This window comes from Paenibacillus polymyxa M1 (genome assembly GCF_000237325.1).
Lineage (GTDB): Bacteria > Bacillota > Bacilli > Paenibacillales > Paenibacillaceae > Paenibacillus > Paenibacillus polymyxa_C.
In genome coordinates this window covers 4,683,071-4,709,987 of sequence record NC_017542.1, presented here as the reverse complement: position 1 = coordinate 4,709,987, position 26,917 = coordinate 4,683,071, and the positions used below count along the sequence as shown (strand labels likewise).

General features: G+C 47.0%; 25 protein-coding genes and 1 riboswitch. Of the genes, 18 read left to right on the top strand and 7 right to left on the bottom strand.

Features of this window, described 5'->3' with window-relative positions; translation table 11 throughout:
- The first annotated feature begins 57 nt into the window (after positions 1 to 57).
- Positions 58 to 2,148, top strand: a complete 2,091-nt coding sequence (gene uvrC / locus PPM_RS21205; RefSeq protein WP_013372879.1) for an excinuclease ABC subunit UvrC — start codon at positions 58 to 60, stop codon at positions 2,146 to 2,148.
- On the opposite strand, the gene PPM_RS21200 is transcribed toward uvrC, so the two are convergent.
- A complete protein-coding gene (locus PPM_RS21200) occupies positions 2,117 to 3,847 on the bottom strand; it encodes a CPBP family intramembrane glutamic endopeptidase (protein ID WP_013372878.1) in 1,731 nt (576 codons plus the stop codon). The two genes, uvrC and PPM_RS21200, sit on opposite strands and share 32 nt — an antisense overlap.
- A 261-nt stretch (positions 3,848 to 4,108) precedes the next feature.
- Positions 4,109 to 4,261, top strand: a riboswitch (cyclic di-AMP (ydaO/yuaA leader).
- A 408-nt stretch (positions 4,262 to 4,669) separates the two neighbouring features.
- On the opposite strand from PPM_RS21200, the gene PPM_RS21190 reads away from it, so the two are divergent.
- Positions 4,670 to 6,010: a TrkH family potassium uptake protein gene (locus PPM_RS21190; RefSeq protein WP_013372876.1), complete on the top strand. Its 1,341-nt coding sequence runs from the start codon at positions 4,670 to 4,672 to the stop codon at positions 6,008 to 6,010.
- 18 nt (positions 6,011 to 6,028) lie between these two features.
- Positions 6,029 to 6,706: a potassium channel family protein gene (locus PPM_RS21185; RefSeq protein WP_013372875.1), complete on the top strand. Its 678-nt coding sequence runs from the start codon at positions 6,029 to 6,031 to the stop codon at positions 6,704 to 6,706.
- Positions 6,707 to 6,711: 5 nt separating this feature from the next.
- Here PPM_RS21185 and PPM_RS21180 read toward each other — a convergent pair whose 3' ends face one another.
- Complete coding sequence (locus tag PPM_RS21180; protein WP_013372874.1) at positions 6,712 to 7,617, bottom strand: LysR family transcriptional regulator; 906 nt, start codon at positions 7,615 to 7,617, stop codon at positions 6,712 to 6,714.
- A 226-nt stretch (positions 7,618 to 7,843) separates the two neighbouring features.
- Between PPM_RS21180 and PPM_RS21175 the strand changes: the two genes are divergently transcribed.
- From PPM_RS21175 to PPM_RS21135, 9 genes are all read left to right on the top strand, one after another.
- Entirely contained in the window at positions 7,844 to 8,518 is a 675-nt protein-coding gene (locus PPM_RS21175) for a succinate dehydrogenase cytochrome b558 subunit (RefSeq protein WP_013372872.1), read from the top strand.
- Positions 8,519 to 8,611: 93 nt separating this feature from the next.
- Positions 8,612 to 10,357 carry a succinate dehydrogenase flavoprotein subunit gene (gene sdhA, locus PPM_RS21170; RefSeq protein ID WP_013372871.1) on the top strand — a complete coding sequence of 582 codons (1,746 nt, stop codon included), beginning with the start codon at positions 8,612 to 8,614 and terminating at the stop codon, positions 10,355 to 10,357.
- 19 nt (positions 10,358 to 10,376) lie between these two features.
- Positions 10,377 to 11,144, top strand: a complete 768-nt coding sequence (gene sdhB, locus PPM_RS21165; RefSeq protein WP_013372870.1) for a succinate dehydrogenase iron-sulfur subunit — start codon at positions 10,377 to 10,379, stop codon at positions 11,142 to 11,144.
- A 169-nt stretch (positions 11,145 to 11,313) separates the two neighbouring features.
- Positions 11,314 to 12,123: an aminoglycoside N(3)-acetyltransferase gene (locus tag PPM_RS21160; RefSeq protein WP_013372868.1), complete on the top strand. Its 810-nt coding sequence runs from the start codon at positions 11,314 to 11,316 to the stop codon at positions 12,121 to 12,123.
- A gap of 66 nt (positions 12,124 to 12,189) precedes the next feature.
- A complete protein-coding gene (locus PPM_RS21155) occupies positions 12,190 to 13,134 on the top strand; it encodes a metallophosphoesterase (RefSeq protein ID WP_013372867.1) in 945 nt (314 codons plus the stop codon).
- Positions 13,135 to 13,239: 105 nt separating this feature from the next.
- Positions 13,240 to 13,980 (top strand): metallophosphoesterase family protein, encoded by a 741-nt coding sequence (locus PPM_RS21150; protein WP_013372866.1) that lies wholly within the window; start codon positions 13,240 to 13,242, stop codon positions 13,978 to 13,980.
- A 52-nt stretch (positions 13,981 to 14,032) separates the two neighbouring features.
- Positions 14,033 to 14,641, top strand: coding sequence for a GNAT family N-acetyltransferase (locus PPM_RS21145; RefSeq protein ID WP_013372865.1), 609 nt, complete (start codon positions 14,033 to 14,035; stop codon positions 14,639 to 14,641).
- Between the two features lie 230 nt (positions 14,642 to 14,871).
- Positions 14,872 to 15,147, top strand: a complete 276-nt coding sequence (locus PPM_RS21140; RefSeq protein ID WP_013372864.1) for a hypothetical protein — start codon at positions 14,872 to 14,874, stop codon at positions 15,145 to 15,147.
- A gap of 232 nt (positions 15,148 to 15,379) precedes the next feature.
- On the top strand, positions 15,380 to 15,796 hold the full coding sequence (locus PPM_RS21135; protein ID WP_013372862.1) for an alpha/beta fold hydrolase: 417 nt from the start codon (positions 15,380 to 15,382) through the stop codon (positions 15,794 to 15,796).
- Positions 15,797 to 15,802: 6 nt separating this feature from the next.
- Here the strand turns inward: PPM_RS21135 and PPM_RS21130 are convergent, their stop codons facing one another.
- From PPM_RS21130 to PPM_RS21120, 3 genes are all read right to left on the bottom strand, one after another.
- The gene (locus PPM_RS21130) at positions 15,803 to 16,543 is read right to left on the bottom strand and encodes a GTP pyrophosphokinase (RefSeq protein WP_013372861.1); all 741 of its coding nucleotides are present in this window, start codon (positions 16,541 to 16,543) and stop codon (positions 15,803 to 15,805) included.
- 191 nt (positions 16,544 to 16,734) lie between these two features.
- Entirely contained in the window at positions 16,735 to 17,544 is an 810-nt protein-coding gene (locus PPM_RS21125; RefSeq protein ID WP_013372860.1) for a histidinol-phosphatase, read from the bottom strand.
- 60 nt (positions 17,545 to 17,604) lie between these two features.
- Positions 17,605 to 18,507 (bottom strand): LysR family transcriptional regulator, encoded by a 903-nt coding sequence (locus PPM_RS21120; RefSeq protein WP_013372859.1) that lies wholly within the window; start codon positions 18,505 to 18,507, stop codon positions 17,605 to 17,607.
- A 424-nt stretch (positions 18,508 to 18,931) separates the two neighbouring features.
- Between PPM_RS21120 and PPM_RS21115 the strand changes: the two genes are divergently transcribed.
- The 5 genes from PPM_RS21115 to PPM_RS21095 all read left to right on the top strand — a co-directional run bounded on the left by PPM_RS21115 (position 18,932) and on the right by PPM_RS21095 (position 23,713).
- Positions 18,932 to 19,390, top strand: a complete 459-nt coding sequence (locus PPM_RS21115; RefSeq protein ID WP_025365744.1) for a chemotaxis protein CheX — start codon at positions 18,932 to 18,934, stop codon at positions 19,388 to 19,390.
- A gap of 39 nt (positions 19,391 to 19,429) precedes the next feature.
- Entirely contained in the window at positions 19,430 to 20,209 is a 780-nt protein-coding gene (locus PPM_RS21110; RefSeq protein WP_013372857.1) for an SDR family NAD(P)-dependent oxidoreductase, read from the top strand.
- Positions 20,210 to 20,330: 121 nt separating this feature from the next.
- Positions 20,331 to 21,722, top strand: a complete 1,392-nt coding sequence (locus tag PPM_RS21105) for a DEAD/DEAH box helicase (RefSeq protein WP_013372856.1) — start codon at positions 20,331 to 20,333, stop codon at positions 21,720 to 21,722.
- An 18-nt stretch (positions 21,723 to 21,740) separates the two neighbouring features.
- A complete protein-coding gene (locus PPM_RS21100) occupies positions 21,741 to 22,487 on the top strand; it encodes an ABC transporter ATP-binding protein (protein ID WP_013372855.1) in 747 nt (248 codons plus the stop codon).
- A gap of 2 nt (positions 22,488 to 22,489) precedes the next feature.
- A complete protein-coding gene (locus tag PPM_RS21095) occupies positions 22,490 to 23,713 on the top strand; it encodes an ABC transporter permease (RefSeq protein WP_013372854.1) in 1,224 nt (407 codons plus the stop codon).
- A gap of 121 nt (positions 23,714 to 23,834) precedes the next feature.
- Here PPM_RS21095 and PPM_RS30265 read toward each other — a convergent pair whose 3' ends face one another.
- Positions 23,835 to 23,951 carry a hypothetical protein gene (locus tag PPM_RS30265; protein ID WP_013372853.1) on the bottom strand — a complete coding sequence of 39 codons (117 nt, stop codon included), beginning with the start codon at positions 23,949 to 23,951 and terminating at the stop codon, positions 23,835 to 23,837.
- 206 nt (positions 23,952 to 24,157) lie between these two features.
- Here PPM_RS30265 and PPM_RS21090 point away from each other — a divergent pair, with 206 nt between their 5' ends.
- Positions 24,158 to 25,435 carry an ATP-binding protein gene (locus PPM_RS21090; RefSeq protein ID WP_013372851.1) on the top strand — a complete coding sequence of 426 codons (1,278 nt, stop codon included), beginning with the start codon at positions 24,158 to 24,160 and terminating at the stop codon, positions 25,433 to 25,435.
- Positions 25,436 to 25,539: 104 nt separating this feature from the next.
- Here the strand turns inward: PPM_RS21090 and PPM_RS21085 are convergent, their stop codons facing one another.
- A complete protein-coding gene (locus PPM_RS21085; RefSeq protein ID WP_013372850.1) occupies positions 25,540 to 26,838 on the bottom strand; it encodes an aminotransferase class I/II-fold pyridoxal phosphate-dependent enzyme in 1,299 nt (432 codons plus the stop codon).
- Between the last annotated feature and the right edge of the window lie 79 nt (positions 26,839 to 26,917).

The window sequence follows — 26,917 nt, the reverse complement described above, 5'->3', positions numbered from 1 at the left end:
TATATAATATAAGTATTAGTTGAGCAGTCATTAAGAATGGAAGGAGGAACCGGGCGAATGAAATCCTATGCGGAGGACTTGCAGAACCAGGAGAAGGCGCTGGAGAATATACGGCACAAATTAGCATTACTGCCGGATGCATCAGGCTGTTATCTGATGAAGAACAGTGAAGGCACCATCATTTATGTCGGCAAGGCCAAAGTGTTGAAAAACCGGGTCCGTTCCTATTTTACAGGTAGCCATAACGGCAAGACGCAACGACTGGTTGCCGATATTCGTGATTTTGAATATATCGTTACAGGCAGTAATATGGAGGCGCTCATTCTGGAGTGCAACCTTATTAAAAAGCACCAGCCGCGTTATAACGTGCTGTTGAAGGATGATAAAACCTTTCCGTACTTGAAAATTACGAACGAGGCACACCCCAAGCTGGAGGTAACCCGTCGCGTTCTGAAAGATAAAGCGAAATATTTTGGACCGTACCCTAATTCCTACGCGGCACATCAGACGAAAAAGCTGCTGGATCGTATGTATCCGCTGCGCAAGTGCGGTGTGATGCCAAAAGAAGTGTGTCTGTATTATCACATGCATCAGTGCTTGGGACCTTGTGTGAAAGAGGTTGAGAAGGAAACATATGACCAGATCAGTCAGGAGATTGGTTCCTTTTTGAGTGGAGGACATGAGGAAATTAAAAAGGATCTCCAACGTAAAATGCAGGAGGCCGCAGAGGAATTGTACTTTGAGCGTGCCAAGGAGCTGCGGGATCAGATTATTAGCATCGACGCGATGATGGAAAAGCAGAAAATCACCACATCTGATGCGAAGGACCGGGATGTATTCGGATTTTCGGTAGATAAGGGCTGGATGTGTGTACAGATTCTATATGTCCGTAAGGGTAAAATGATCGAGCGCCATATGTCGACTTTCCCTTTCTACGGTGAAGCTTACAGTGATTTTATGTCCTATGTGACGCAATATTACAGTGACAACCCGGCAGTACCGCAGGAGATATTGTTGCCGGATTCTCCTAAGCTGATGAAAGCAAAATCGGCTGATGTTGATCAACCGATTGCAACAGAAACTGAGCTTTACAGTGCAACTACAGCTGAGACTACCGGGATTACAGATGAGGAAGCAGTACAAACGGAGTCAGACCGTTCTGCTGACCCACTGCGGGTAGCTGAAGCACGAGCAGCTTATGCAGAAGGAACGAATCAAGCTCAAGTTGGTGACCAAGAAACCGGGGAAACAGAAACAGAAACAGAAACTCAACTATCCGGTGGACTGGAGGACCCATCTACGGCAGCTCTCGCTCTGGCTGAATGGTTGGATGTAAAAGTACTTGTGCCACAGCGTGGGCTGAAAAAGCAAATGACGGGTATGGCGACGGAAAATGCACGTGTTGCTCTGGATGAGAAGTTTAAGCTGATCGAGCGGGATGAGGAACGGACATCCAAAGCTGCAAGCAATCTGGGACGTGCCATTGGGCTGGATAGTCTGCATCGGGTAGAGGCGTTCGATAATTCCAACATTCAGGGTTCTGATCCAGTCTCGGCTATGATCGTCTTTATTGATGGCAAGCCTGCCAAGAAGGAGTATCGAAAATACAAGATCCGTTCTGTGCAGGGACCAGATGATTATGAGACGATGCGTGAGGTTATTCGGCGTCGATATGAACGTGTGCTGAAGGAAAATCTTGAACGTCCCGACTTGATCATTGTCGATGGTGGGCGTGGACAAATTAAAGCGGCAACCGATGTATTGGAAAATGAGTTGGGTTTGTTTATACCTGTGTGTGGTTTGGTGAAGGATGCCAAACACAGAACTTCCCAACTACTGATGGGAGAAACATTTGAGGCCGTGACACTTGCACGCAATAGCGAGGAATTTTATCTGCTGCAACGGATCCAGGACGAGGTTCACCGTTTTGCCATTACGTTCCACCGCGAGCAGCGCGGCAAATCTATGGTAACTTCCCAGTTGGACTCCATTCCAGGCATCGGCGAGAAACGGCGTAAGTTGCTGCTCAAGCATTTTGGATCGCTCAAAAAAATAAGAGAGGCCAGCGTCGAAGACTTCCGGCCTCTCTCTATTGGGGATAAGCTTGCTCGTCAAATTATAGCTGCCCTTCGGGAGGAGGAGTCGTAGAATACGGCTCCTCTTTTTTCATGGGTTCAAACATGATTCGATTAGGCTTTTTGGGACTAAACCAGTAAATGATGTAGCCTACAATAGCCGGAAGTAAGATCCAGAATAGGCCGGCGCTCACATTCACGGTGTCTCCCAGACTTATCACACTAAGTCCCATTAATATGCTGTCAAAAATAACGTGGCTGAACATAGCAGCGATAAAGCCGTAACGCAAGAACACGAAACTAAACAGCAAACCAAGAAAAGTCAGCTCAATAGGTCTGGAAATCACCGGATAGATCGGATAAAGCGTATGTCCCAGTGCCCAAATAAGCGTAGTGATCAGACAAGCAACAAACGTATTCTTGACTATTTTTTTTACCATCGGAATACCAAATAGACGGTAAACAGTTTCTTCTCCAATACCTGCCATCCAAGCCATAATCGGCAATAGCCATGGATAAGCCATATTGTAAGGGGACTGCGTGGCGTCTGTAGTGGAGAACGTATTAAATGTGCGCTCCAATACAAAGAACAAAATGGATTGTACGCCCAGTAAAATGAAGGCCCACAAGTAACCGACATACATACTGCGAAGCACATACAGTCCGTAGCCTGGCTCTTTAGCACGTGGCCATGCATTTAGTCCAACCTGACGCATAAGCCCGTCACCGCCTACCAAGGAGAAATAGATAGCTACAGCCATGAAGAAGGTAACACCAACCTGGAATACCATAAGAAATAAAAGCATGCCCTTACTGCCTGCTTCAGCTTGCAATAAAGGTAGCATGTTCATTGTCCCAGCTATACTAGCAATAAAGTATACAATGGACAGAATAATACCACGAACAAATGAAGTATGTCGTCGAGTGAGTGACGCATACACAATGGCAAGTACGCCCAGGACAAAGCTAAATAGGGCATAACCCGCATAAGTCATCCAATTCGCCCAGTATGTTTGCTTTTTAACATAGTCGGTATAGGACGAAGGGGCCGAAAAGCTTTGGGTAAACGAGCGAACATCCCCGTCTTCAAAAGTAAAAGCCAGCGTAAGTACCGAGGCGCCGATTTTCTTTTCGTCCACGGTATATTTTAATCCACCTTCCCCCTCAGTGGTCGCGAGCTTCAATTCAGATGGCTTAAAGCCAAAGCGTTTGATCCATATTGCTGCAGCCTGTTCCTTGGCTTCGAGCGTCATGTCACCCTCAGCTACACGTACAAGTCTGCTTCGTGCTTGTTCATCTGTAGAAACATCAGCCTGTGTGTAATTGGTGCTGGAGGTGATCCGTTTAAAGCTAACGACCTTCCCAGTGGATAAATCCACATGGATTTGCAGCTTGCCCTTCGCTGAGGAGTCAGGCAAATCAACCCGAAAGGTTTCATAAGGATAATTTTTTTTCCATGTACGATCGTACTCTTGAACCAATTTTTCTCTGGATAAATAACCGTACAAATCTGTTTCAGCCTGATAGGTTACGACGGGCTTCTCTGGCTGTGATTCCGTATAGCCCAGCTCGGAACGGGCAAAGTCCAGGGCGTGTATGACCGCTTCTTGTTTGCTGATGACCTTTGCATTCATCAATGATTCCGGACTTGGATTGCTAATTGAGGGAATAAGCAATTGAAAGATAAAAAAGCAAATCAGGCCAACCCCGCCCAGCAAGCCTAATTTTTTGAAGTTGGCCGTGAGCACGACCGGTTTCCCGATAGGATTCATGAGTTTCCTCCTTAATCTGTAAATAAGAACATCCATTAAAGATATCATACTGCACAGGTTCCCGCCAACAGACCAGCGATATTCATGAAAATAGAGTGAAAGCACTTTAAAGTTTTAATAAAATTAGATAAGCTGTGATTAATCGATGTCTATTCGCGAATTAAAGCCAATTTCACGTTTTTTCGGCGAAATCGGTTTTGTGATCTGGATAGAGAAGGATTATAATCTTGAGGCAATGCCTATGAAATATATGGGTAATGATATACATTTAAGCCGAATTTCTATGAGAAAACGGGGGAACCATGTTACTGGGGTGAATTTTACAGCCGATCCTGATGGACCGGAAGTGTAAATAGGGCATACTGTGCTGTCCGAATCCGTCAGCTAACCTCGTAGGCTGTGGGCAGGAACCAAGTCAGGCACTCGGTTTTCCGGTGTCTTTTTTTGTGTGTATAAAAGTGTTTGGATTGGTTAGACCGCTGCGGGTTCAGATTATTCTTCCAATTGCAGTTATCCCCGGATTTTTTTGATTGTATAAACCCTTTAATGGTTAAAATCCGGAGATAAAGGCAAACGCTTCGCTTCTTCAGAACAATTCTGCCCCCTTCGCTGCTGCTCGCCAATAGCACAGGGAGCCGAGTAGTGTTTGACATGCATTCTTCCTGTATTCAGGGAATGCTAATTATAGCTACTTAAGGTTTGGAAAATCAAAAAAATCAGGGGCAACGACGATCGGAAGATAAATGGAACGCGTAGCGGGCTTACACCGTATTAAGTCACTGTTTTTATAGTTTTAAGGATTAGGAGAGAAGTGATGAATAGATGAATCCCAATGCACGCTGGCTTCGGCTTTCTCCACCGCAGATATTCGTTGCAGGCTTTGCCATTATCATTCTAATAGGTAGTTTATTGTTAATGCTGCCCATCTCTAATACAACAGGAAAACCACTTGCGTTTATAGACGCTTTGTTTACTGCCGCATCCGCGACCTGTGTAACCGGACTTGTCGTTAAGGATACAGGGCTCTTTTTTACAACCTTTGGTCAAATCGTTATCGTTGCGCTGATCCAGATCGGTGGTCTTGGCTTTATGACCATGGCTACCTTGATCGCGCTGGTGTTCAAACGTCGCATTTCCTTGCGGGAGCGCCTTATTTTGCAAGAAGCGATGAATCAGACCTCTGTCGAAGGAATTGTTGGATTGATCCGCAAGGTGCTATGGTACTCGCTGATGATTGAGGGCGTATGTGCAGCTATTTTTTCGATTCGCTGGTCATTTGATATGCCTGTCGGCAGGGCGATTTATTTTGGAATTTGGCATGCCATTTCCATGTTTAATAATGCTGGTTTTGATTTATTCGGTGAATTTCGCAGCCTGACAGGTTATGTATATGATCCGATTGTTAATTTTACAGCCATGTTTCTCATTATTTCGGGTGGTATTGGTTTTGTAGTGATGTCAGACCTGGCAGATTATCGTAAGCGTAAGAGACTATCCTTACATACCAAGGTGGTACTCAGCATGACAGCTGCTCTGATTGTCGTCGGGACGCTCGTCATTTTTGTATTTGAGTTTACGAATCCAAAGACGCTTGGCTCGCTTGATTGGGGTGGTAAACTGCTGGGTTCTTTATTCCAGTCCGTTACTCCACGTACCGCAGGTGCCAACACGCTGGACATTGCAGGCTTGCGGCAGGCTACGCAGTTTTTTATCATCATACTTATGTTTATTGGAGCTTCGCCTGGCTCCACTGGGGGCGGGATTAAGACCACTACATTTGCCCTGCTCATTGGAGCGGTGTTTTCGATGCTGCGGGGACGGGAAGATATTGTGCTGTTTCGGTACCGACTTGCGCAGGCACGAATTTATAAGGCTTTGACCATTACCTTGCTGGGGCTGCTGTTCGTGATTGGGGTGACGATGATTCTGTCCGCAACCGAAGATCATCATTTTCTAATGATCTTGTTCGAGACAGTGTCTGCATTTGGTACAGTAGGGCTGTCTATGGGGCTTACACCTGATTTGTCAGTTGTAGGCAAGCTGGTGATTACTCTGACGATGTTTGCAGGCAGGCTGGGTCCACTCACGCTAGCTTATGCACTGGGACCGAAAAAGGGTAAGGAATTGTATCGTCATCCAGAAGGTAAAATAATTATAGGGTAAGGGAGTTTTCGAGTAGATATGAAAACGCAGCAGTTTGTAGTCATTGGCCTGGGACGGTTTGGCTCAAGCCTGGCTTTGCAATTGGTGGATATGGGGTGCGAGGTGCTTGGCATTGATCGGAATGAGGATGTTGTAGACAGTATGAGTGAGATCCTGACACATACTGTCGTGGCGGACGCTACAGATGAGGATGCGTTGCGGTCACTGGGCATCCGTAATTTCGATTGCGGCATTGTTGCAATTGGTGATGATATTCAGGTAAGCATCCTGACCGCCATTTTGCTGAAGGAGCTGGGTGTGAGAAAAGTCGTAGCCAAAGCTATATCTGTACTGCATGGGCGTGCGTTAGAGAAGCTTGGGGTGGACCGAGTCATTTATCCGGAACGAGATATGGGTATTCGGGTAGCGCATCAGCTGGTCACGCCTAATCTGCTCGATTATTTGGAGCTGTCCAAGGAATACAGCATTGTGGAACTCAATGTGCCTGCATGTCTGAATGGCAAAACGTTAGCAGAATTAAATGCTCGTACCCGCTTTGGTTGCAGCATCGTGGCACTTCATACGGCGAATGGTATCTTGATCGCGCCGACAGCTATGGATCGGCTGAAAGCAGACGATATTATGGTCATTATCGGCTCCAATGACAATATCGGCCGCTTTGAGGATGAGGTCGTTAATGTCAATGAAGAGGGTTAAATTCTCTACACCATACGGTAGCCTGCAAACGATGCACGTGTCTCGCTAATCCAGCGTCGTGCTGTCGGGCCGAGATCGGCCGTTTCTGAGTATATGAGGGAGGTCGTTCGGCGTGTCTCCTTCAAATCAGGCAAGTACAATGCAGTAAGTCCATTATCTCGCAGCAGTTCGCTGCGCAAGTAGGATTTGGGCAGCAAAGCGGATGCCTTGCAGGTTGGAAGCAGGCGTACAATCGCCTCGAAGGAGTCGATTTCCATGCGGATATCCGGCATAATGCCGCTGCGCTGGAACAAGTCATCCGTCAGGCTGCGGTACCAGGTTCCTTTAGAGAAAATGATCATCGGCAATCCTTGCAGGTCCTTCATTGAAGCCGTTCCTGCCTTGACAGTTAATTCATGTCCGATGGGGACGACTAGCTCCAAATGATCGTCAAATAACGGAATGCAGCGTAATCCAGCTTCATGAATGGCAGACCCGACCACGCCGGCGTCTGCTTTTTTGTCGCGTACAAAGGCGACGATTTCATGCGTTTTGCCGGTGAGCAGCTTTAGCTCAGTCTGAGGATGCTTGCTCATGAAAGCCTCGACGAGGGTAGGCAACGTCGTTTGGAGTGTCGTAAGACTTGCGCCCAGAGTAAGCATGCTCTGGGCTTCATTTTTGTGCTGTGACAGCTTTTGTAAGAAGCGAAGCTGACGTTGCCGTTGCTCCAGCGCGAAAGTATATACAAATCGGCCAGTCGATGTAATTTCGAGCCGTTTGCCCCGACGATCAAAGAGATGGACACCCAGCTCTTCCTCCAGCTTGGCAATTTTGCGAGACAGGGCGGGTTGGGACAAATTCAGCAGTTTGGAGGCTTTATTCAGGCTGGACTGCTCGACAACGACGGCAAAAGCGTTCAAATCCTCAAACAAATCTTCCACTTCCTCTCTATATGCAAAAAAGACATAATAATTAATACGTATATTGCAATTCCATTATAAGCCGAAAAGGAGTAACATGAAAGCGACACAAGATGTTCACACTTTTGTTTTTCCTTATAAGGGACACCTTGTTGAACATTCCCTGTCGGGAACTGTCATTTTATATGTTATATTACTATTGAAAACGCTATTATTGGGAGAAGGGAGCATGACCTAGATGAGAGGATTTTATTCCAGAAAGCTGCATTCGCTTCTTGGCGTCATTCCGTTGGCTCTATTTTTTGTTGAGCATTTGGTGACGAACTTCACAGCGGTGGAGGGCGGTAAGGAAGGTTTTAATCGCAGCGTGGCCTTCCTGAATGGTTTGCCGCTGGTTATTGTGTTAGAAACGTTATTCATCTACTTGCCATTACTGTTCCACGGAATCTATGGCTTGTATATCGCTTATCAGGCTGATCCGAATGTTAAAAGGTTTGGCTATTCGCGTAACTGGCGCTTTTTGTTCCAGCGTATTTCCGGCGTCATTACGTTTGTATTTATTATCTGGCACGTATACGACACACGCTTTCAGGTGGCCCTGGGTAATGTCACTCATGAGGAGCTAGGCGGCGTAATGCATGGCATAGTGACGAACCCAGTCTATTTTATTTTGTATTTAATCAGTGTCGTTTCGGCATCATTTCACTTTGCTAATGGACTGTGGGCATTTATGGTCAGTTGGGGGATTACCGTGGGACCACGTGCCCAAAAAGTATCTTCCTATATCTGTATGACCCTGTTCGTGGTGGTGTCGATCGGCTTCGTTGCTTCCCTGCTTGCATTCCGTAGCGCGGAATTCCAAGAAACGGCAACAGCCTTGGTGCATTGCAGCGCTTTTAAACAGATACTGTAAACGAGTTATTTAAATTATACATCGTGTTGAGATTCTATTTTGAATGGTAAAAGGGGATTTAGTACAAATCCTGAAAAGAAGGAGTGAGCAGAAATGGCAGCATCCAATATTATTGTCGTGGGCGGCGGTCTGGCAGGTCTAATGGCTACGATCAAGGCGGCAGAGGCGGGAGTCCACGTTCATTTATTTTCTTTGGTTCCGGTCAAAAGATCCCACTCCGTTTGTGCGCAAGGTGGCATTAACGGTGCGGTAAATACCAAAGGTGAGGGAGACTCACCCTGGATTCACTTTGACGATTCAGTCTATGGCGGTGACTTTCTGGCAAACCAGCCGCCGGTAAAAGCGATGTGCGAAGCGGCTCCGGGAATCATCCATCTCATGGATCGTATGGGGGTTATGTTCAATCGGACACCAGAAGGACTGCTGGATTTCCGCCGTTTTGGCGGTACCCAGCATCATCGCACAGCCTTTGCTGGTGCGACGACAGGACAGCAGCTCCTGTATGCTCTCGATGAGCAGGTACGACGCTGGGAATCTGCTGGTTTGGTGACCAAGTACGAAAACTGGGAGTTTTTACAGGCTGTACTGGATGATGAAGGCATCTGTCGAGGGATTTGTGGGCAAGATTTGCGTACGATGGAAGTGAAGACTTTTGCAGCGGATGCCGTTATTCTGGCATCTGGTGGTCCCGGGATTATTTTCGGTAAAACCACAAATTCCGTCATTAATACCGGCACGGCTGCCGGTGCAGTGTATCAGCAAGGCGTTCGCTATGCGAACGGTGAGTTTATACAGATTCATCCAACGGCTATACCTGGTGACGACAAGCTGCGTCTCATGTCCGAGTCGGCACGGGGAGAGGGCGGTCGCATTTGGACGTATAAAGACGGAAAGCCATGGTATTTCCTTGAAGAAAAATATCCGGCTTATGGAAATCTGGTCCCTCGCGACATTGCGACACGTGAAATATTCAGCGTATGCGTTGATGATGGACTGGGTATTAACGGCGAGAACATGGTCTATCTGGATCTGTCTCACAAGGACCCGAAAGAGCTGGATGTAAAGCTGGGCGGCATTATTGAGATTTATGAAAAATTTGTCGGCGACGATCCGCGTAAAATCCCAATGAAAATATTCCCGGCTGTTCACTATTCAATGGGCGGCATGTGGGTCGATTACAACCAAATGACAAATATACCGGGTCTGTTCGCAGCTGGTGAATGTGAATTCCAGTATCACGGAGCGAACCGCTTGGGTGCAAACTCACTGCTGTCGGCCATTTATGGCGGGATGGTGGCTGGACCAAAGGCTGTGGAATATATCAAGGGCTTGAAAAAGTCTGCACAGGATGTAGCTTCTTCGGTATTTGATGCCGCAGTCAATCAGCAGACGGAGAAGTATGAGCGCATTTTGCATATGGACGGAAAAGAAAATGCCTATGTTCTTCACAAAGAGCTGGGTGAGTGGATGACGAACAATATGACCGTGGTTCGTTATAATGACAAGCTGGAAGCTACGATTCACAAGATCAAGGAGCTGAAGGAACGTTACTCGAACATTAACATTAATGACGCTTCGCGCTGGAATAATGCGGGTGCGGCGTTTACACGGCAGTTGTGGAATATGATGGAACTGGCTGAAGCGATGACCAAAGGGGCGCTACTGCGCAACGAAAGCCGCGGGGCCCATTACAAGCCGGACTTCCCGGATCGCAACGATGAAGATTATCTGAAAACGACGATTGCAGATTGGACACCGGAAGGACCACAAATTTCGTATGAAGAGGTCGACGTTTCACTGATCAAGCCGCGTGTTCGAGATTATTCCAAGAGCAAGTAACAGAAGGGAGTGTATTTAGATGTCGGAGCAAGCAGTGAAGTCGAATAAAACAGTGAAGTTCGTGGTTACTCGTCAGGATGAGCCTAATGCTAGTTCCTATACGGAAGAATTTGAATTGGCCTACAGACCGGGAATGAACGTGATCAGCGCGCTGATGGAAATTCAGCGTAACCCGGTAGACAGCCAAGGTAAAGAGACGGCTCCGGTGTGCTGGGAGTCAAACTGCCTGGAGGAAGTATGTGGAGCTTGTTCTATGGTGATTAACGGCAAGCCACGTCAGGCGTGCGCAGCGCTCGTCGATAAGCTGGAGCAGCCGATTACGATTGCGCCCATGAGTACATTCCCGGTAGTACGGGATTTGGTCATTGACCGCAGCCGGATGTTTAACGCGCTCAAGAAGGTCAAAGCGTGGATTCCGATTGACGGTACCTACGATCTGGGACCGGGTCCTAGAATGGCAGAGAAAAAGCGTCAGTGGGCATATGAGCTGTCCAAGTGCATGACCTGTGGTGTCTGTCTGGAAGCATGCCCGAACGTCAATGAGAAGACGACGTTCATCGGTCCTGCGGCGATATCTCAGGTTCGCCTGTTTAACAGCCATCCGACAGGGGAAATGAATCAGGAAGAGCGCCTGGATGCATTGATGACGGACGACGGGCTAGAAGGCTGTGGTAATTCGCAAAACTGCGTACGCTCTTGCCCGAAAGGCATTCCGTTGACAACTTCTATTGCCGAAATGAACAAGCAAACGACTAAGCATATGTTTAAGCGCTGGCTGACTGTGTAGCAGAGTCAGCCCATAGGTTGTACTCAAACAGGCTTCTTCCCAACCGGAGAAAGCCTGTTTTTTTGCGCTCAGGAATGATGGAGGGTAACATGGAGGAAGGAGCGAGGGACAGCACTTATGGTATAATTATAATATTGTGTATCGTTTTGGAGAAAAGGAGGCTGGACAGGTGACTGTGCAACCGATAACGAATCGACCTGTCACGAGGTCGGATGTAATGAAAGGATTAAAGGAGCTGGGAGTTCAGAGCGGCATGACATTGCTTGTTCACTCGTCGATGCGCAGCTTTGGGCGCTTTGTTCCAGGCGGGGCCTCCACCATTCTTGCCGCATTAACCGAAGCGATTGGCCGGGAAGGGACGCTGGTGATGCCAACACAGTCACACGACTTGACAGATCCGTCCACCTGGATGAACCCGCCTCTGGATGAGTCATGGTGGGAACTGGTACGTGAGGAAATGCCTGCTTATGATCCGGCCTGGACGTTGACCGGAGGGATGGGCGTCATTGTAGAAACGTTCCGTGGCCTGCCGGGAACAGTGCGCAGCGGACATCCGCACGTTTCTCTGGCGGCATGTGGACCTGCTGCTATAGGCTTGCTGGAAGCGCATGAGCTTGATTTTGGGCTGGGTGAGCATTCGCCCTTGGCGAAGCTGTATGAGGCAGATGCCTATGTACTGCTGCTGGGCTGCGGACATGACAGCAACACCTCCTTACATTTGGCAGAATATCGAACAGCCTACAATGGACGTGAAGTTGTCACGCATCAAGCCCCTATGATGGTGGATGGGACCAAAACGTGGGTGTCTTTTCAGGATTATAATATTACCTCGGATGATTTTGAGCAACTGGGACTTGATTTTGAACGGGAATGTCCCACATCCTTTATGCGGGTGAACATTGGAGAGGCTTCATGTTTTTTCGCAAGGCAACGGGATTTAGTTGACTATGCAGAGCAGTGGTTGTCCACTCATCGCTAAAGCTTCTGAACAGTAGGGGATTCTGAGAAAATGAGATAGAGGAATAGATCGCAAGGGGGAACGCATATGGAAAAGACGCCGCAAATCCGCCGCGAGAGTCAGGATGGCCCACATCAGGAGGCCGCTATCCCTCCCGGTTCTTCGCGGCGTTCCTTATCAAATGAGCCAGCCAATCCTTCCCGCCGTCGTTTTTTGAAAAAGGCGGCTTTAGCCACAGCAGGAACTGCACTATTGGCTGGAGGATATGCCTCCTTATGGGAGCCTAATCATTTGGAGATTACACGCTTCAACTTGTCTCTCCCTCGTCTTCCGTCTGCATTTGACGGAATTAGGGTGGTGCATTTCAGCGATGTGCACTTGGGGTTTCACATGGATGAGCAGGATCTGAGCGAGCTTGCGGACCGAATAGCAGGTCTGGAGCCGGATTTGCTCTGTTTTACAGGCGATATTGTAGATGATTATTCCGTATCGATGAAGGCTGCTGTTCCAGTTATGGCTTCCATGCACGCTACCCTTGGTAAGTTTGCTATTCTGGGCAATCATGATTATAGAGGCTTACCCGCCGGCGTTCAGGAGCTATATCCAAAAACCGGATTTACACTGCTGAGAAATGAGCATGTGGTTGTAGAGCGCGCGGGACAACGTGTGGCCATTGTCGGCTTGGAGGATAACATCATGGGCAAGCCCAATCCGCAGCGTGCAATCCACGGACTGCCTGATGAGATGTGCAAGCTGCTACTGATGCATGAGCCGGACTATGCAGATGTGGCGGCACAAATGTCCTTTGATCTTCAATTGTCAGGACATACGCATGGGGGACAGGTACGTTTGCCTGTCATTGGAGCACCGATGCCGCCCCCAGGTGGACGCAAGTACATTCAGGGATTATTTCATGTGGGAACGGATAGAATGCCACTGTATGTCAGCCGAGGCATTGGTATGACACATTTGCCAATACGAGTGCTGTGCAGACCGGAGCTTAGTGTTATTACGTTAAAATCTGGCCAATAGGTCATGATCCTTTTTTCATCTTCATCATATATGTTGGAACTACATAATGTTGGCTTGAATGTAGTGTAGAAATGTAGCCGTTTCGGACAAAGGAGTGAGATTCAGATGGATCGTATTGCTGTCATTTCAGATATTCATGGCAATTGGCCTGCTTGTGAGGCGGTGCTGGAGGATATTGCTTCCCGAGGCATTAGCCGTGTGTTTTGTTTGGGGGATCTGATCGGCAAAGGGCCTAGTCCGTGCGAGGTTCTGGATGCTATCCGTCAACATTGTGAAGTCGTCGTTCGGGGCAATTGGGATGAGCTGGTTAGCATAACGGATGATCTCAATTTTAGCTGGCAAGCCGAACGTTTGGGTGCAGACCGAGTGCAGTATTTGGCACAGTTGCCGTTTCATTATGATTTCAGAATGAGCGGACGTCGTATCCGCTTGGTGCATGCCTCGCCGCAAAGTGTGTATCACCGCGTACAACCATGGGATGAGCCAGCCAAAAGGCTTGCCATGTTCGATCCGCTAGCTGAAGAAAGTGGAAAAGTACCTTTTGCTCCAGAGGTTGTGGGATATGGGGATGTGCATAATGCCTTTATCCAGCATTTTCAGGGAAAAACACTTTTTAACGTTGGGAGTGTCGGGAATCCGTTGGATATTACCCAGGCTTCCTACTGCATTTTAGAGGGGCGATGGGGAGAGGAGCAGCTCACGCCTTTTTCCATTCATTTTGCACGCGTACCCTATGATATAGAATTGGCAGTAAAACAAGCAGAGGAGGCAGATGTGCCTTCTTTGGCATATTATATTCGAGAGCTGCGTACCGGAATTTACCGGGGAATTCAGGACCTGGATTAAGTATGGAAATATGCATTGCTAAAAGCAGAATCCATCCGCAGGAGGGAACATTGTGCTGACCAGAGAAATGCTTCGTCTCGGATTGCCGGAGCTTTACACTCGCCGAGTCCGATTGCGCCAGCTAAAAGCGGAGGATTATCCTGCGCTGGAGCGGATCTTATCCGATCCATTGGTAATCCAATATGTGAATCGAATTCGCAAGCCAGTCTATGCAAGAATGAGACGCCTGGTTGCGCAAATTAAAATATCAGCTGACTCACTGGATTCCCTACATTTTGCGGTGGAATGGCATCGGAGAAATACAGGAGAGAGCAATCTGCATGATGAATTCAACGAACGGTCCTCCTCACCGTTGCTCGGTATTGTTTCTTTTCAGCAATGGAATGAAAGAACGGGTGAGGCACAACTGGGCTATATTCTGGATCGGCCTTTTTGGGGACAGGGACTGGCTACAGAAGTCGTAGGAGAAATGCTGAAATTTGGTTTCGAGTCTTTGAAGCTCAAGCGGATCGAAAGCCGTTGCCAAGAGAATAACCAGGCTTCTATGCGTGTGCTTATGAAAAATAAGATGCGTCTGCTGCGCACCATTGGTGCCTATGATCCCTCAGGAGAGGTGCCGAGTGTATTGGTATTTTCGCTGACCCAAGGGGATTATGCATAGAAATAACATTGGAATATTTTGTTACAAAGATGAAATATAACTGCAAAACAACTCTAACACAGGACGGGTACAATACAGACATGACCCCCTTTTGAATAATATATGTTGCTGGGACCCGATCATTCGGGTCCTCTTTTTTTGTTATCCTATAGTTAGAACCAATCAGGAAAGAAGGGCTATGTCATATTCAAAATATCATGCTACTAGGTGTATAGGGTCTAGGTCTCGGGATGACCACAACGTCACTGGCCCATGTCGTCCTTGGTGCTGTATCGGCTGAGGAGGCAGGAACGGGTTCAGGCTTGTTTACGACCTTTATGTACTTGGCTAATTCGTTGGGTGTCGCTTTGATCGGTATCTTGTTCTTATCCTCGCTCAATCACACGCTTTCAGATGCTAATCTGTCCGATTATATCAGGGCATTCATTATTTCTGTGGCGGTGAGTGGCCTTCTTGCCTTGGCTGCGCTCATTTGTATTTCATTTTGTTACAAAAATGAAATATAACTGCAAAACTACTTTAATATAGACTGGGTACAACATAGATATGACCCCCTTTGAATCATATAAATTGCTGGGACCCGAAGCTTCGGGTCCTTTTTTTTTATAATTCATAGGTACGGTTCAGGCTGGTTACCAGCTCTGGAAGCCATTCATTTAGGGAGAGAAAGGAGTATCCCTCTGACTGGGCTTTGGACGTATCCATGTACCACGATTGTGTAATACCGAATGGAGACATGTGCTCGTTATTGGCTGTAGTGGAGTCATATGTCCTGAGGGGGCAGATGAGTTTGAGCCGGAGGGGCTCATCCAAAACGAATGTTATGAAATGATCCATCAAATGATGGAACGCCATGAGGAAGCGCATAAAGGTAATTGGCAGGAATTTATGCGTCAGAGCGCTCAGGATTGGCGCCAATATCCGCAATTGACACGTAATGAGTTAAGCCGCATTACGTGCCCTGCATTATTTATTGCTGGTGAACATGACGACTTTGCCACAGAAGAGCAGCTTCAGGAATTATGCTCATGGGTCCAAGATTCACGTTATCTAGTTGCTCCGGGTTGTAGTCATCGGCCGCACATGCTTAGAGAACAGCCCATTTTAATCAATGATTCTATTCTTCAATTTTTGAATAAACATGCTATTGGTTGATTAAAATTATTCCCCTAGAAGCTTCAAAAAATTGGCTGGCACCGTAATTTGCTGATTATTAATCATAATCTTTCGAAGCTCTTCCATAGAGTCTTCTTCACCTCTGGCATCTTTAATCTCCTTGATTTCACGATGCAGACGTTCCATTTGCAGATCAAGCGCATTAGCGGAATCCGCCGCGTTCTTTAATTCACGTGTCAGACTCTCGGGAACAGACTGGTTGTATTTATAAAAGATTTTATGCTCCAGGCTTGCCCAAAAATCCATCGCAATGGTTCGAATCTGCACCTCTACGCAGACTAGTTCCTCACAGTCCGACATGAATACAGGAACTTGAACCAGCAAATGCAGACTCTGATAACCGTTCGGCTTGGGATTCTTGATGTAATCCTTGATTTCCAGCACCTTGAGGTCACTCTGTCTCTGAAGCATGTTACTGACATCATAAATGTCAGAAATAAAAGAACAAGTAATACGTAAGCCCGCGATATCCTTGATAGAATCTTTGATAGCATCCAGCGATAACTCACTATTTTTACGAAGCATTTTGTTCATGATACTCTCAGGAGATTTAAGGCGTGATTTGGTATGCTCAATAGGGCTGTAATCGTGCAATGCTTGAAATTCCTGCTTTAATATTTCAATCTTGGTTTCCATTTCGTCGAGTGCAAACTTATAGATGAGCATAAATCGCGTGATATCATGCTTTAGCTTTTTGAGCTTGTCCATAGGATCTTCCAATTGCATATGTAATTCTCCTCACACAAAGATGTTGTTTATTTAAAATAATGGAGTTGTACGGTTTAAGGCGCTTGGTAGCAGAGCGAGGATTTGAATCTGGAGAAGCGTTAGTGTTCGCCTTTGCAATGGGATTGTTACTCTATATAAGGATTTCCCAAGAATCCCATTGCAACAGCGATTCCCACCCTTAATACATTTTAAAGCGCCACAGGAATTTTACGTTTTTCTTTAAAATAAACCCATTCCCGGAAGCCGATATCCTTCAGCATCGCTTTTACGTCTTCCCAATCGTCGCCTACCCGCGAAGGCTTATGGGCATCTGAACCAAAAGTGACCTCCACACCAAAATGGTGCGCTCTTTCTAAAATAGAAGCAGACGGGTACCATCCGCCACTCAGCTTGGTTTTACCTGAAGTGTTAATCTCAATCGCCACATTGGATTCCGCAATCACTCGCAAGGTTTCGTCAATGGCTTCATCGGCAGGAATGTCTGAAAAGGCAGGGAAATTCCCTTTCATTGCGTCAATATGACCTAAAATCTGAAACATGCCGCTTCGCGCAGATTGCTGAATGAGCGCATAGTAGGCTTGTTTGACCTCGACTTTACGAGCGTCACTTAATTTTTTCCAACGATTGCGGTTAAAAATGCTGTCCCCTTCGACATTATGAATCGACCCGATAAGGTAATCAAATGGATAAGGAGCCAAAGTGGAACGATACAATTCAACAAAATCAGGGAAATAATCCGTTTCCAATCCAAGGAGCACGTCAATACGGCCCTCGTATTCCTTCTTAAGCTCCTGTACTTCTTTTACATATTCAGCAAGCTGTGACTTGGCCATATAAATTTTAGGAAAAGCCTGATCCTTTTCGTTACATAGGAAGGGGGAATGGTCGGAAATACCAATAGCTTGTAAGCCTGATTGAATACCTGCTTCGATGTAATCCCGAATGTTGCCGTCTGCATGACCGCAGCGGAAATGATGGGTGTGCAGATCAAATTTCATGGACTGTCTTCCTTTCGTAACCAAGGTTTATATTGTGTATGTTGTTCATAGCGAATTACGTTATTCAGAATTGGTGAAATTCGTCTCCGGCATCCCCTTCAGATCGCTCAAAAATTGCTGCATTGCTGAGTTTAGATAACGGCCGGACTTATAAATCACCCCTACCGGATGACTAACTTCCAGCTCGGGAATATGGATCATTTTTAATGTGCCTGTACGCAGTTCAGAAGTGACTGAAAGTCTGGAAATTATGGCAGCTCCGAGATTGATTTCGACCATCCGTTTGACTTCCTCACTGCTGGACAACTCGATCACGACATGGGGCACAATTTGGTGCTTTTTAAAAACATCGTCCACGAATTTCCGTCCTACCGTATCGGGAGAGAGCAGAATGAGCGGAATTTCCCGAAGGGCTTCAATAGTAGCGTGTGGTTGCGAGGCCAGCGGATGTGTAGGAGACACGACAAGCTCAAAAGAATCATAATACAGGACTGAAGTGCTTAGATTGGGATTACGTTCGATCAGATAACCGATACCAACATCAATAAGTCCGTTCTCCACCTGCTGATAGATCATCGAGGAGGCCATGGATTGAATGGAGGTTTTGATGAGAGGGAACTGATCCTGAAAGTAGGAGAGCACACGCGGTAAAATTTGAATGGCGATGGATGTTGTGGTACCCAGCGCAATGTGACCCTGCGGTGTTTCGTTCAAGTCATACAATCTCTGTCTTAATTCCTCAACAACCTCCAATATGCGCTCGGCGTGTTCCAAAAAAACAACTCCCCGGTCGGTCAGGGTGACGGGCTGGTTGCGGTCAATCAGAATGGTTTTGAACTCATCCTCTAGACTTTTGATTTGGGCGGACACCGCCGGCTGCGTCAAATTGAGAAGTTCTCCGGCTTTACGGAAGCTCATCGTTTTGGAAATCATGATAAGTGTTTCAAGTTGACTGATGTTCATGAAGTTCCTCCTCTCTTTTCTTTAGCTTGTCGCAGCTGTATAAACTGAGTTTAGCCAATCTACTTGTTTATATGTAAAACCATCGTTATGCTTTATTTCATTAGATTATAGGTTATTCGAGCAGGAAGGGCAATGAATCGAAGCAGTACACCGTAAAGTGTGGTATATTGGGGGATAAAGACTAAAGTCCTGATATACTTTAAAAATAACCAGTCTAGATTCGGCTTGTAGTAAAGATATAGTACATTATTCACATTTTTTGTGCTTTAGCTATAAAAAATTGCGGGACTGCTGTCGATAAGTGATAGAGAGAGTATTTTATTGCAGGTTGAGTCGTTATCCAGCATTATTTAAATAAAAATTCAAATTTATATGGGACTTTTGTTGTGTGTCTAAAAGCCCATCGTAAAGGGGCGCAATGATCGTGAAGGCAGAAGTGATAAATCCTTTTTTGGAGTCGGCGAGACGGGTCATTGAACAATTGATCCAAGTATCTCCTTTACCCGGAAATCTCGGTGTGAAAAATGTCGAGTTAGTGGACGACCATATCTGGATTATGATCGGGATGACCGGACAGCTCAGCGGAAATATTGTGTTCGGTCTGAATGAGCAGGTGGCGCTACGTATGGTATCGGCGATGATGGGCGGATTTGTGTTGACTGAAATTGATGAGATGGGCAAAAGCGCAATTTCGGAATTGGGCAATATGATTAGTGGCAATGCCAGTACAATTTTGTCCAGTCAGGGAATTGTCGTGGATATCACCCCTCCGCAGGTCATGAAATCAGAAAACTTGACCACTTTTGTGCCCCAGCGTGCCCTTTGTATTCCGCTTTCGGTGGAAGGAATCGGTGAGCTGGATATTCAGGTGATGATCTCTTAATATTAAAGGAGTAAGTTTCTTTAATGTGGAGGGATGACCATGAGTACATTGCAGGATAAGGTAATTGTGATTACAGGTGCATCCAGTGGGATTGGCGCCCTTTGCGCTCAGTTGTTGAGCGCAAAGGGCGCGATTCCTATTTTAACAGCACGCTCGCAGGAGCGATTGAAGCAAGTATCTGCGGGAATCAGCGGCAGGCATGAGCTGATCCCATTGGACGTTACCTGCCAGGAGCAGGTAGAGGCTGTTGCTGCACGGGTATTGGAAGAATACGGACGGGTTGATATATTGCTCAACAATGCAGGTTACGGAAAGTTTGAGTATTTTAATGAAACCGACCTGACAGAGTTTGAACAAATGATGGACGTGAACTATATGGGGGTTGTTCGCTGCATCAAGGCGTTTCTGCCGCAAATGACAGAGCGGAACGATGGGCAGATTGTGAATGTAGCATCGATGGCTGGGAAAATCGGGACAGCCAAATCGGCTTCTTATACGGCCACAAAACATGCGTTGCTCGGTTTCAGCAATGCGCTCCGGCAAGAACTGCGCGGAAGTGGAGTGACCGTAACGACGATTAACCCTGGGCCGATTGATACACCGTTTTTTGAGCTGGCAGATCCTTCAGGGGGTTATGTGCGGAATGTTGGCTGGTTTATGCTAAAACCTGATAAGGTAGCACAGCATATCGTAAGGGCGATGGAACTCCGCAAGGAGGAGGTTAATCTGCCACAGTGGGTATCTCCTTTCCTCAAGCTGTATCAATTAGCTCCCAGACTGATCGACAGGCTGGGGCATGGTGTGATGAATAAGAAATAATAGATGTCCCGTAGCCATTAGGTGTGGTGAGGGACATCTTTTATTTTTGTGATTTGGTAACAGGGCTATTTTCGCATATAATGGAGAGTAACGAATTTACGTATAGGGGTTGGACCTTTTCATGACATTGAATTTTGAAGCGCTCGGCGTTGAACAAGATCTGTTAGACAAACTGACCGAGCATGAAATTACACAGCCTTCGCCAGTTCAGGCAGAGGCTATACCGGAAATAATGAAGGGAAAGCATGTATTGGCGCGCTCGCAAACCGGTACAGGCAAAACACTGGCTTATTTGCTACCGCTGCTACAAGCCATTGACCCACAGAAAAAGGCTACACAAAAGCTGATACTGGCTCCAAGCCAGGAATTGGCCATGCAAATTGTACGTGAGGGTCAGCGCTACGGAGAGCATCGTGGAATCCGTGTACTAGGTTTGATTGGTGGGGCGGCAATCAAGCGCCAAATCGAAAAGCTAAAGGATCATCCACAGCTTGTGGTAGGCACACCAGGACGTGTACGGGAACTCATCGCTTCGAAAAAGCTGAAGATGCACAATATCACAACAATTGTCATTGATGAGGTGGATCAGATGTTCCAGCTCGGCGGAGCCGGCGATGTGACCCATATACTGGGCTCTGCTCAACGTGATCGTCAATTGGTATTCCTGTCCGCAACGCTGAATAATGAAATTCAGTCATTGGCACAACGGGAGATGCCTGATTACGTAGAAATCGGGATTGATCCTGATCAGAAGACGGCCAGTGGACTGGAACATTACTACTTTGTATCCGAAGAACGGGATAAGGTGGATATGCTGCGCCGTCTGGTACGGCATTTTAATCCGAGAAAAGCGCTGGTGTTCGTAAATACGACCAATGCCATCGGGGAAATTGAAGCCAAGCTCAAGCACATGGGCCTAACTACGGCATCCTTGTATGGAGATGCAGATAAAGTCACGCGCAGCAACGTGTTGGCTCGGTTCCGCGAGGACAAGCTCAAAGTGCTGGTCGCTTCGGATGTGGCAGCCCGTGGTCTGGATATTGAGGGGCTTGAAATGGTCATTCATTTTGACCCGGCTACGGATAGTCAAGCTTATGTTCACCGTGCAGGGCGGACAGGACGTATGGGACGCAAAGGACTGGTAGTGTCGGTGGTGACCGAGCGCGAAACGTTCATCATGCGTAAGTTTTCTCGTGAGCTGGGAATCGATATTGCAGAGCGTGCGTTGTACGGAGGTCGAGTTGTAGTGCCGCGCCCGGCGGATGCCAAGCGTGCCCCTGTAAGGCCATCTGAGACTAGATCCATTTCCAATGGAACAGTGACGGAAAACCGCAAGACACCTGTTCGGACTGAAGCAGGGCGTCCAGGCAGGAATTCCGTGAACGGTTCAGCTCCAGGCAAGAGCAAAGGAGCAGCCTTATCCAAAGCAGGAAAGGCACAGCGCGAGCGTGATCGTAAAAACAAGGGTGCGCCAAGATGGCTGAAGGAAAAAGGATCAAAACCGAACGAGTAAGGGAGAAGAGGGGGAGCCATGGAACAACAGCCTGTGTTGCAAATTAACGGACTGACCGGTGGATACAGCGCCAAACGCCCGGTGCTGCATCAGATTTCGCTCGATGTGAAGCCGGGAGAAATGGTGGGACTGATCGGTCTGAACGGGGCCGGGAAAAGCACGACTATGAAGCATATTTTGGGACTGATGACACCGCAGGCCGGAGAAATTCGCGTACAGGGTCATAAGCAGGATGAGAATCCCGAAGCATATCAGGGAGCTATTGCTTTTGTACCCGAAGCTCCAGAGCTGTATCCTGAAATGACAGTGATGGAGCATATGGAGTTTACGGCTAGAGCATACGGAGTCAGCGAAGCAGATTTCCGGACGCGCAGCGATCAAATGCTGGACTTGTTCCGTATGCGGGATAAAAGCGGAAGTATGTCGATGCATCTCTCCAAAGGGATGCGTCAGAAAGTGATGATTATGTGCGCATTTTTAGCGGGACCGCCGTTGTATGTCATAGATGAGCCTTTTTTGGGTTTGGACCCGCTCGGCATTCGTTCCCTGCTTGACTTTATGTTGGAGATGAAGCGTTCGGGTTCGTCTATTTTGCTCAGTTCTCATATTTTGTCCACGATTGAAAATTATTGCGATCGTTTTATTGTGCTTCATCAGGGTGCCATCATCGCTCAGGGTACGTTGGACGAAGTGACAGCACAGGCGGGTAAGCCGGGCATGCCGCTGGAAGATGCATTTTATGAGCTGGTACAAGGCAGGGAATGAGCATGGATTTGCAACGTTTGCATAAAGAAAGACGTCTAGCGTTCTGGGGACAGGTGCTGCCTTATCTGGGCTATGTCATTCAGAGCGGCCTTGCAGTGGTCTTCGGCTTTGCGCTGATTGCCTTTGCCGCATGGTACACGTCCTTGCTGATGCATATTCCGCCGGATTTGCCCATCCGCTGGATCATGCTTATTGTAGCTATTCCAATCGCGCATGCGAGCTTTCGAACGTATTTGAATGAGGCAGATATTGTCTTCCTTCGTCCCCAGGAGCACGCGATGCCCCAGTATTTCAAGGCCAGCCGGATTCGAGGCGTGGTATATAAAATATTCGGTTTGCTGCTGCTGTCCATTATTTTGTGGCCGCTGTATATCCGCAGTGATGCTGCGCCTAAGCCGCTGCTACTGACTCTGCTGCTGTTCGTGCTGCTGAAGCTGCTATTTAGCTACGGCGGCTGGCAGGAGCTTCGCATGGTATCGGTTGGCGGGAGCGTAGGCTATCGTCTCCTGCGGTGGGTTCTGGCTGTGCTGATGGTAGCCGCATGGCTATGGCAGCCTCCGCTACACAGCTTGCCATTTATCGTGTTGGTTGGCGTGGTGTACGTGCTTGTTCTGCGTTTACCGGTCAAGCTGCTAGTGGCTTGGGAAAAACTGATCCGCACAGAGGGCATGCAGGCTGCTCGCGTGATGCGTACGTTGGGCTGGTTTGTCGATGTGCCTGCCCTTACGCAGAGAGTGACGCCGCGCCGCTGGCTGTCCTGGCTGGGTGGTAACATACCTTGGAACAGAAGGGGAGCGTATCGTTACCTGCTGTTTAAGACGTTCTTGCGTACAGAGCCAGCAGGCATTGTCATTCGGTTAGGTATTCTGGGTCTGTTAATTATATATATCACCCATGCTAGCTGGATTGGTATTGCCGTATATTTATTTTTTATATTCCTCATAGGTGTTCAGATCACTTCTTTAAGACAGTATCACAGGGATTCGTTGTGGCTTCAGTTATATCCGATTCCTGCGCATAGTCGCCGTGCGTCTTTTCTTGACTTTGTTGTTCGGTTGACGTTGCCGGCTGCGGTGGTGCTGTGGCTTCCTTTTCTGGCAAAAGGAACGGAGGATCTACTGTCTACAGTGCTTATATTGGTTGGGGGAGTCCTTGTTGTGTTCCTGCTCCGTGGTACTCAAGCCAAAAAATGGCGTTTGGATGGACAGGATGAGGAAGAAGTGTGACCCATATCTGTGTGAATAAAGTAAAGGCTAATTCGCAAGCAGCAAAAGCTGAGCTGCCTGCGGATTAGCCTTTTTTGTACGTTCGCTGCTATGGTAGTCGTGGGTGCAGATATCCGTCTGCTTAAACGAAGATCGTTTTGCTGATGATAACTAATAAAATGAACAGTACCAAAATTGTTCCTGTGCTTGTGAATGCGCCATAACCACCATAACCGCCTCTTGTTTCTTCTGCTCCCATGCTCATTCTCCTCTCGGTCATTGTGATAAAGGATACATCGTATCTTATGAATTGGGTTTTTGGATTGCGTGGGCCAATGTTCTGGTGTGTTGCCGAATCGCCCTATATTTTTCATCAGATGCAGGAGATGAGAGAGGAAAAGGTACGTATTATCGAGAATAGAAGAAGTATGTAATCATTATCACTTGGAAAGTGGGAAAGACGAGATGCTGGTAGATAAGCTGCTCGTGAACATATTTCTTGTGTTTGTACCGTTACTCGTATATAGCGCTTTGTCGGATCATCGGCATAGGAAGCATACCCCGCTGCTTATGGGAGGGGTGCTGGGTGTTTCTTCTGTGCTTTGCCTTATGTTTTCGTACATTTGGTACGGATTATATTGGGATCTTCGCTATGTTCCTTTGATCCTTTCTGTTTTATATTTTGGTCCTACGGCAGGTCTAATGAATGTGACGCTAATGGTAATGGCTCGCATGTATGTAGGCCCTGAGTCTATGGTGGTGGGGCTTCCGAGCATGATGTTGTGTTATTTGGGACCTCTCTTGGTAAGAAACAAATTTATGCAGCTCAAAAGCATGTTGCTTCGAGTGGGCATGAATATGGTAATGAGTATATGGATTACTGGGGTCATGCTGATTTTTCTTTTAATACATTCTTGGATCAATGGCAGACTGGATGAGGATGAGATTGAGCTGATCCGTTCAATACTCTGGTTCGGTGTGATTCAATTCCTAAGTATTGGAGCTTCTTCTTTCTGGATGGAGTTTAGTTTGGAGCGAGAAGAAATGAGAAGAAAAATTAAATATGCCGAGCGTCTGAATACGTTGGGTGAACTGGCAGCGTCTATGGCCCATGAAGTACGGAATCCTTTAACTGTCGTAAAAGGGTTCCTGCAAATGGTCCAGTCAGGATTAGAAGGAAAAAATCGCAGATATGTTGCTTTGGCACTGGCAGAAGTGGATCGGGCTGAAAGAATTATTAGCGATTATCTGAACTTATCCAGACCGCAGATTGGAAACACAGAACGGATGGATCTGTCTGGCATGGTTCAACAGATCGTTTTGCTTCTGAAGCCAATGGCGAACAAGCAAGGCGTAAGGCTGTATACAGAGCTAAGGAATGAAATTTACATACATACAGATCGTAACCAGCTGCTACAGGCGTTAATACATGTGACGAAAAATGCGATTGAAGCTGCGGAAGATGGAGGCAGGGTATACATAAAGCTGACGGTTCAGGAAGAGCAGGCATGTCTAAGTATTAGGGATACTGGAAAAGGCATGAGCCAGGAGCATCTCGAACGAGTGGGTACATTGTTTTTTTCAACCAAAGAGGTAGGAACAGGACTGGGAACGGTCGTTTCCTTTCGAATTATTGAAGCCATGAACGGGAGTATACGCTATGAAAGTGAGCCCGGAGTCGGAACGGAGGTCGTCATCCTCCTACCACTGGCACAGGAATCTCTGCTCGCTGCGGAAGGATAATTGTGCGGACGTGTGATGGACAATAGTCAGCCAATCAAAAGCGGTATGCCCTAATATCTGGCATACCGCTAGTTATGCTATATATTTAACCTGATACAGACAGATTAGGCGTTCAACAAATCTTGTGCGCCACGATAAACAATGTCATATAGGTCTTCCAGATACTCTTCTTCGATACATGAGAACGCAATACGGAGATCGTATTCACCCAATGCAATCGTGCCTACCCCATATTGCTCCAGCAAATGAGTGCGCAGTCGTTCAGCAGACAAGCCGTTCAGCTTGAGACACATAAAATAGCCTGAATTGAAAGGATAGTAGCTCCATACATCCCCGTATTTTCCGCTATCGAGCAACGCTTTGACTTTATTAGCCCGCCCCTTCATAATTTGGAACTTTTCATTCTTCTGTTGCTCAAAATCGGGTGATTTGAGGGCATCCAGTACGAAGGTTTGAGATGGGTGAGGCCCGCTCGAAATCGTTGCCCGGATAATCCCTAGTGTTTTTTGTTCCAGCGCATTCAGTACATCCTGATGCTCCGAAGCAAAGGTAATAAATCCGACACGGAAGCCCCAAACGAATTCTTCTTTGGTAGCTCCGTCAATTTTGACTGGTAAAATTCTCGGATGAAGTCCGGCTAGCTGACCGAATAATGATTCATGCAGGGAGTCCTCGAAGAACAGGCCAAAATAAGCGTCATCTGTCACAACTACGACATTGATGCCTGCTTCCGCCGCTTCCTGAATGGCAGCGACAATAGCTTTACCCTCTTCAATGCCCGGTGTATAGCCTGTCGGGTTGTTCGGGAAGTTCAGTACAACGATCGCTTTGCCGTATTCTTTCTGCGCTAGTAGCGCCTCGCGTAAACCCTCACTATTAAAACGGTGATCCTCTGTGAACAACGGAAAATTCACCAAACGTCCATGACGGCGAATACCGAAAGTCAGTTCATAGTTCTCCCAGTTTTTATCTGGATAAATGACAGCATCTCCTTCATCCGTAAACAGGTCGGCAACGATGCTCAAACCGTGGGTCAGCGCGTTCGTAACTACAGGAAGGCCGTAGCCTTTTCCAGCCAGCGAAGGATTTTCTTTCAGCATTTTGTCACGCCATACGCTACGAAGTTCAGGTTTGCCCGCAGGGGGAGCGTAAGGATATAAATCCTTAGGACTATAAGCGGACAGCTTCTCCTGAATTACCTCCAAATGCATAGGGCCATTGCCTTCAGTAGCAATCCCGATCGTAGCATTATATTTTTTAGCAAGTTTCCCTGCCTCGGCAGATTGACTCAATATCCCTTCTTTTGGAAAATAAATCTCTTTACCTAAAAGAGAAAGCATTTGATATACATGCTCGTTGCCTGTCTGAATGTTTTGATTTAACTGCGCTGCCAGTGGATTCATTCCCGTTTCATCCTTCCAAGTCATTTTGATTACATATTATAGCATTACACACGGTAAGCGTCACGCACAAGCATTAGGG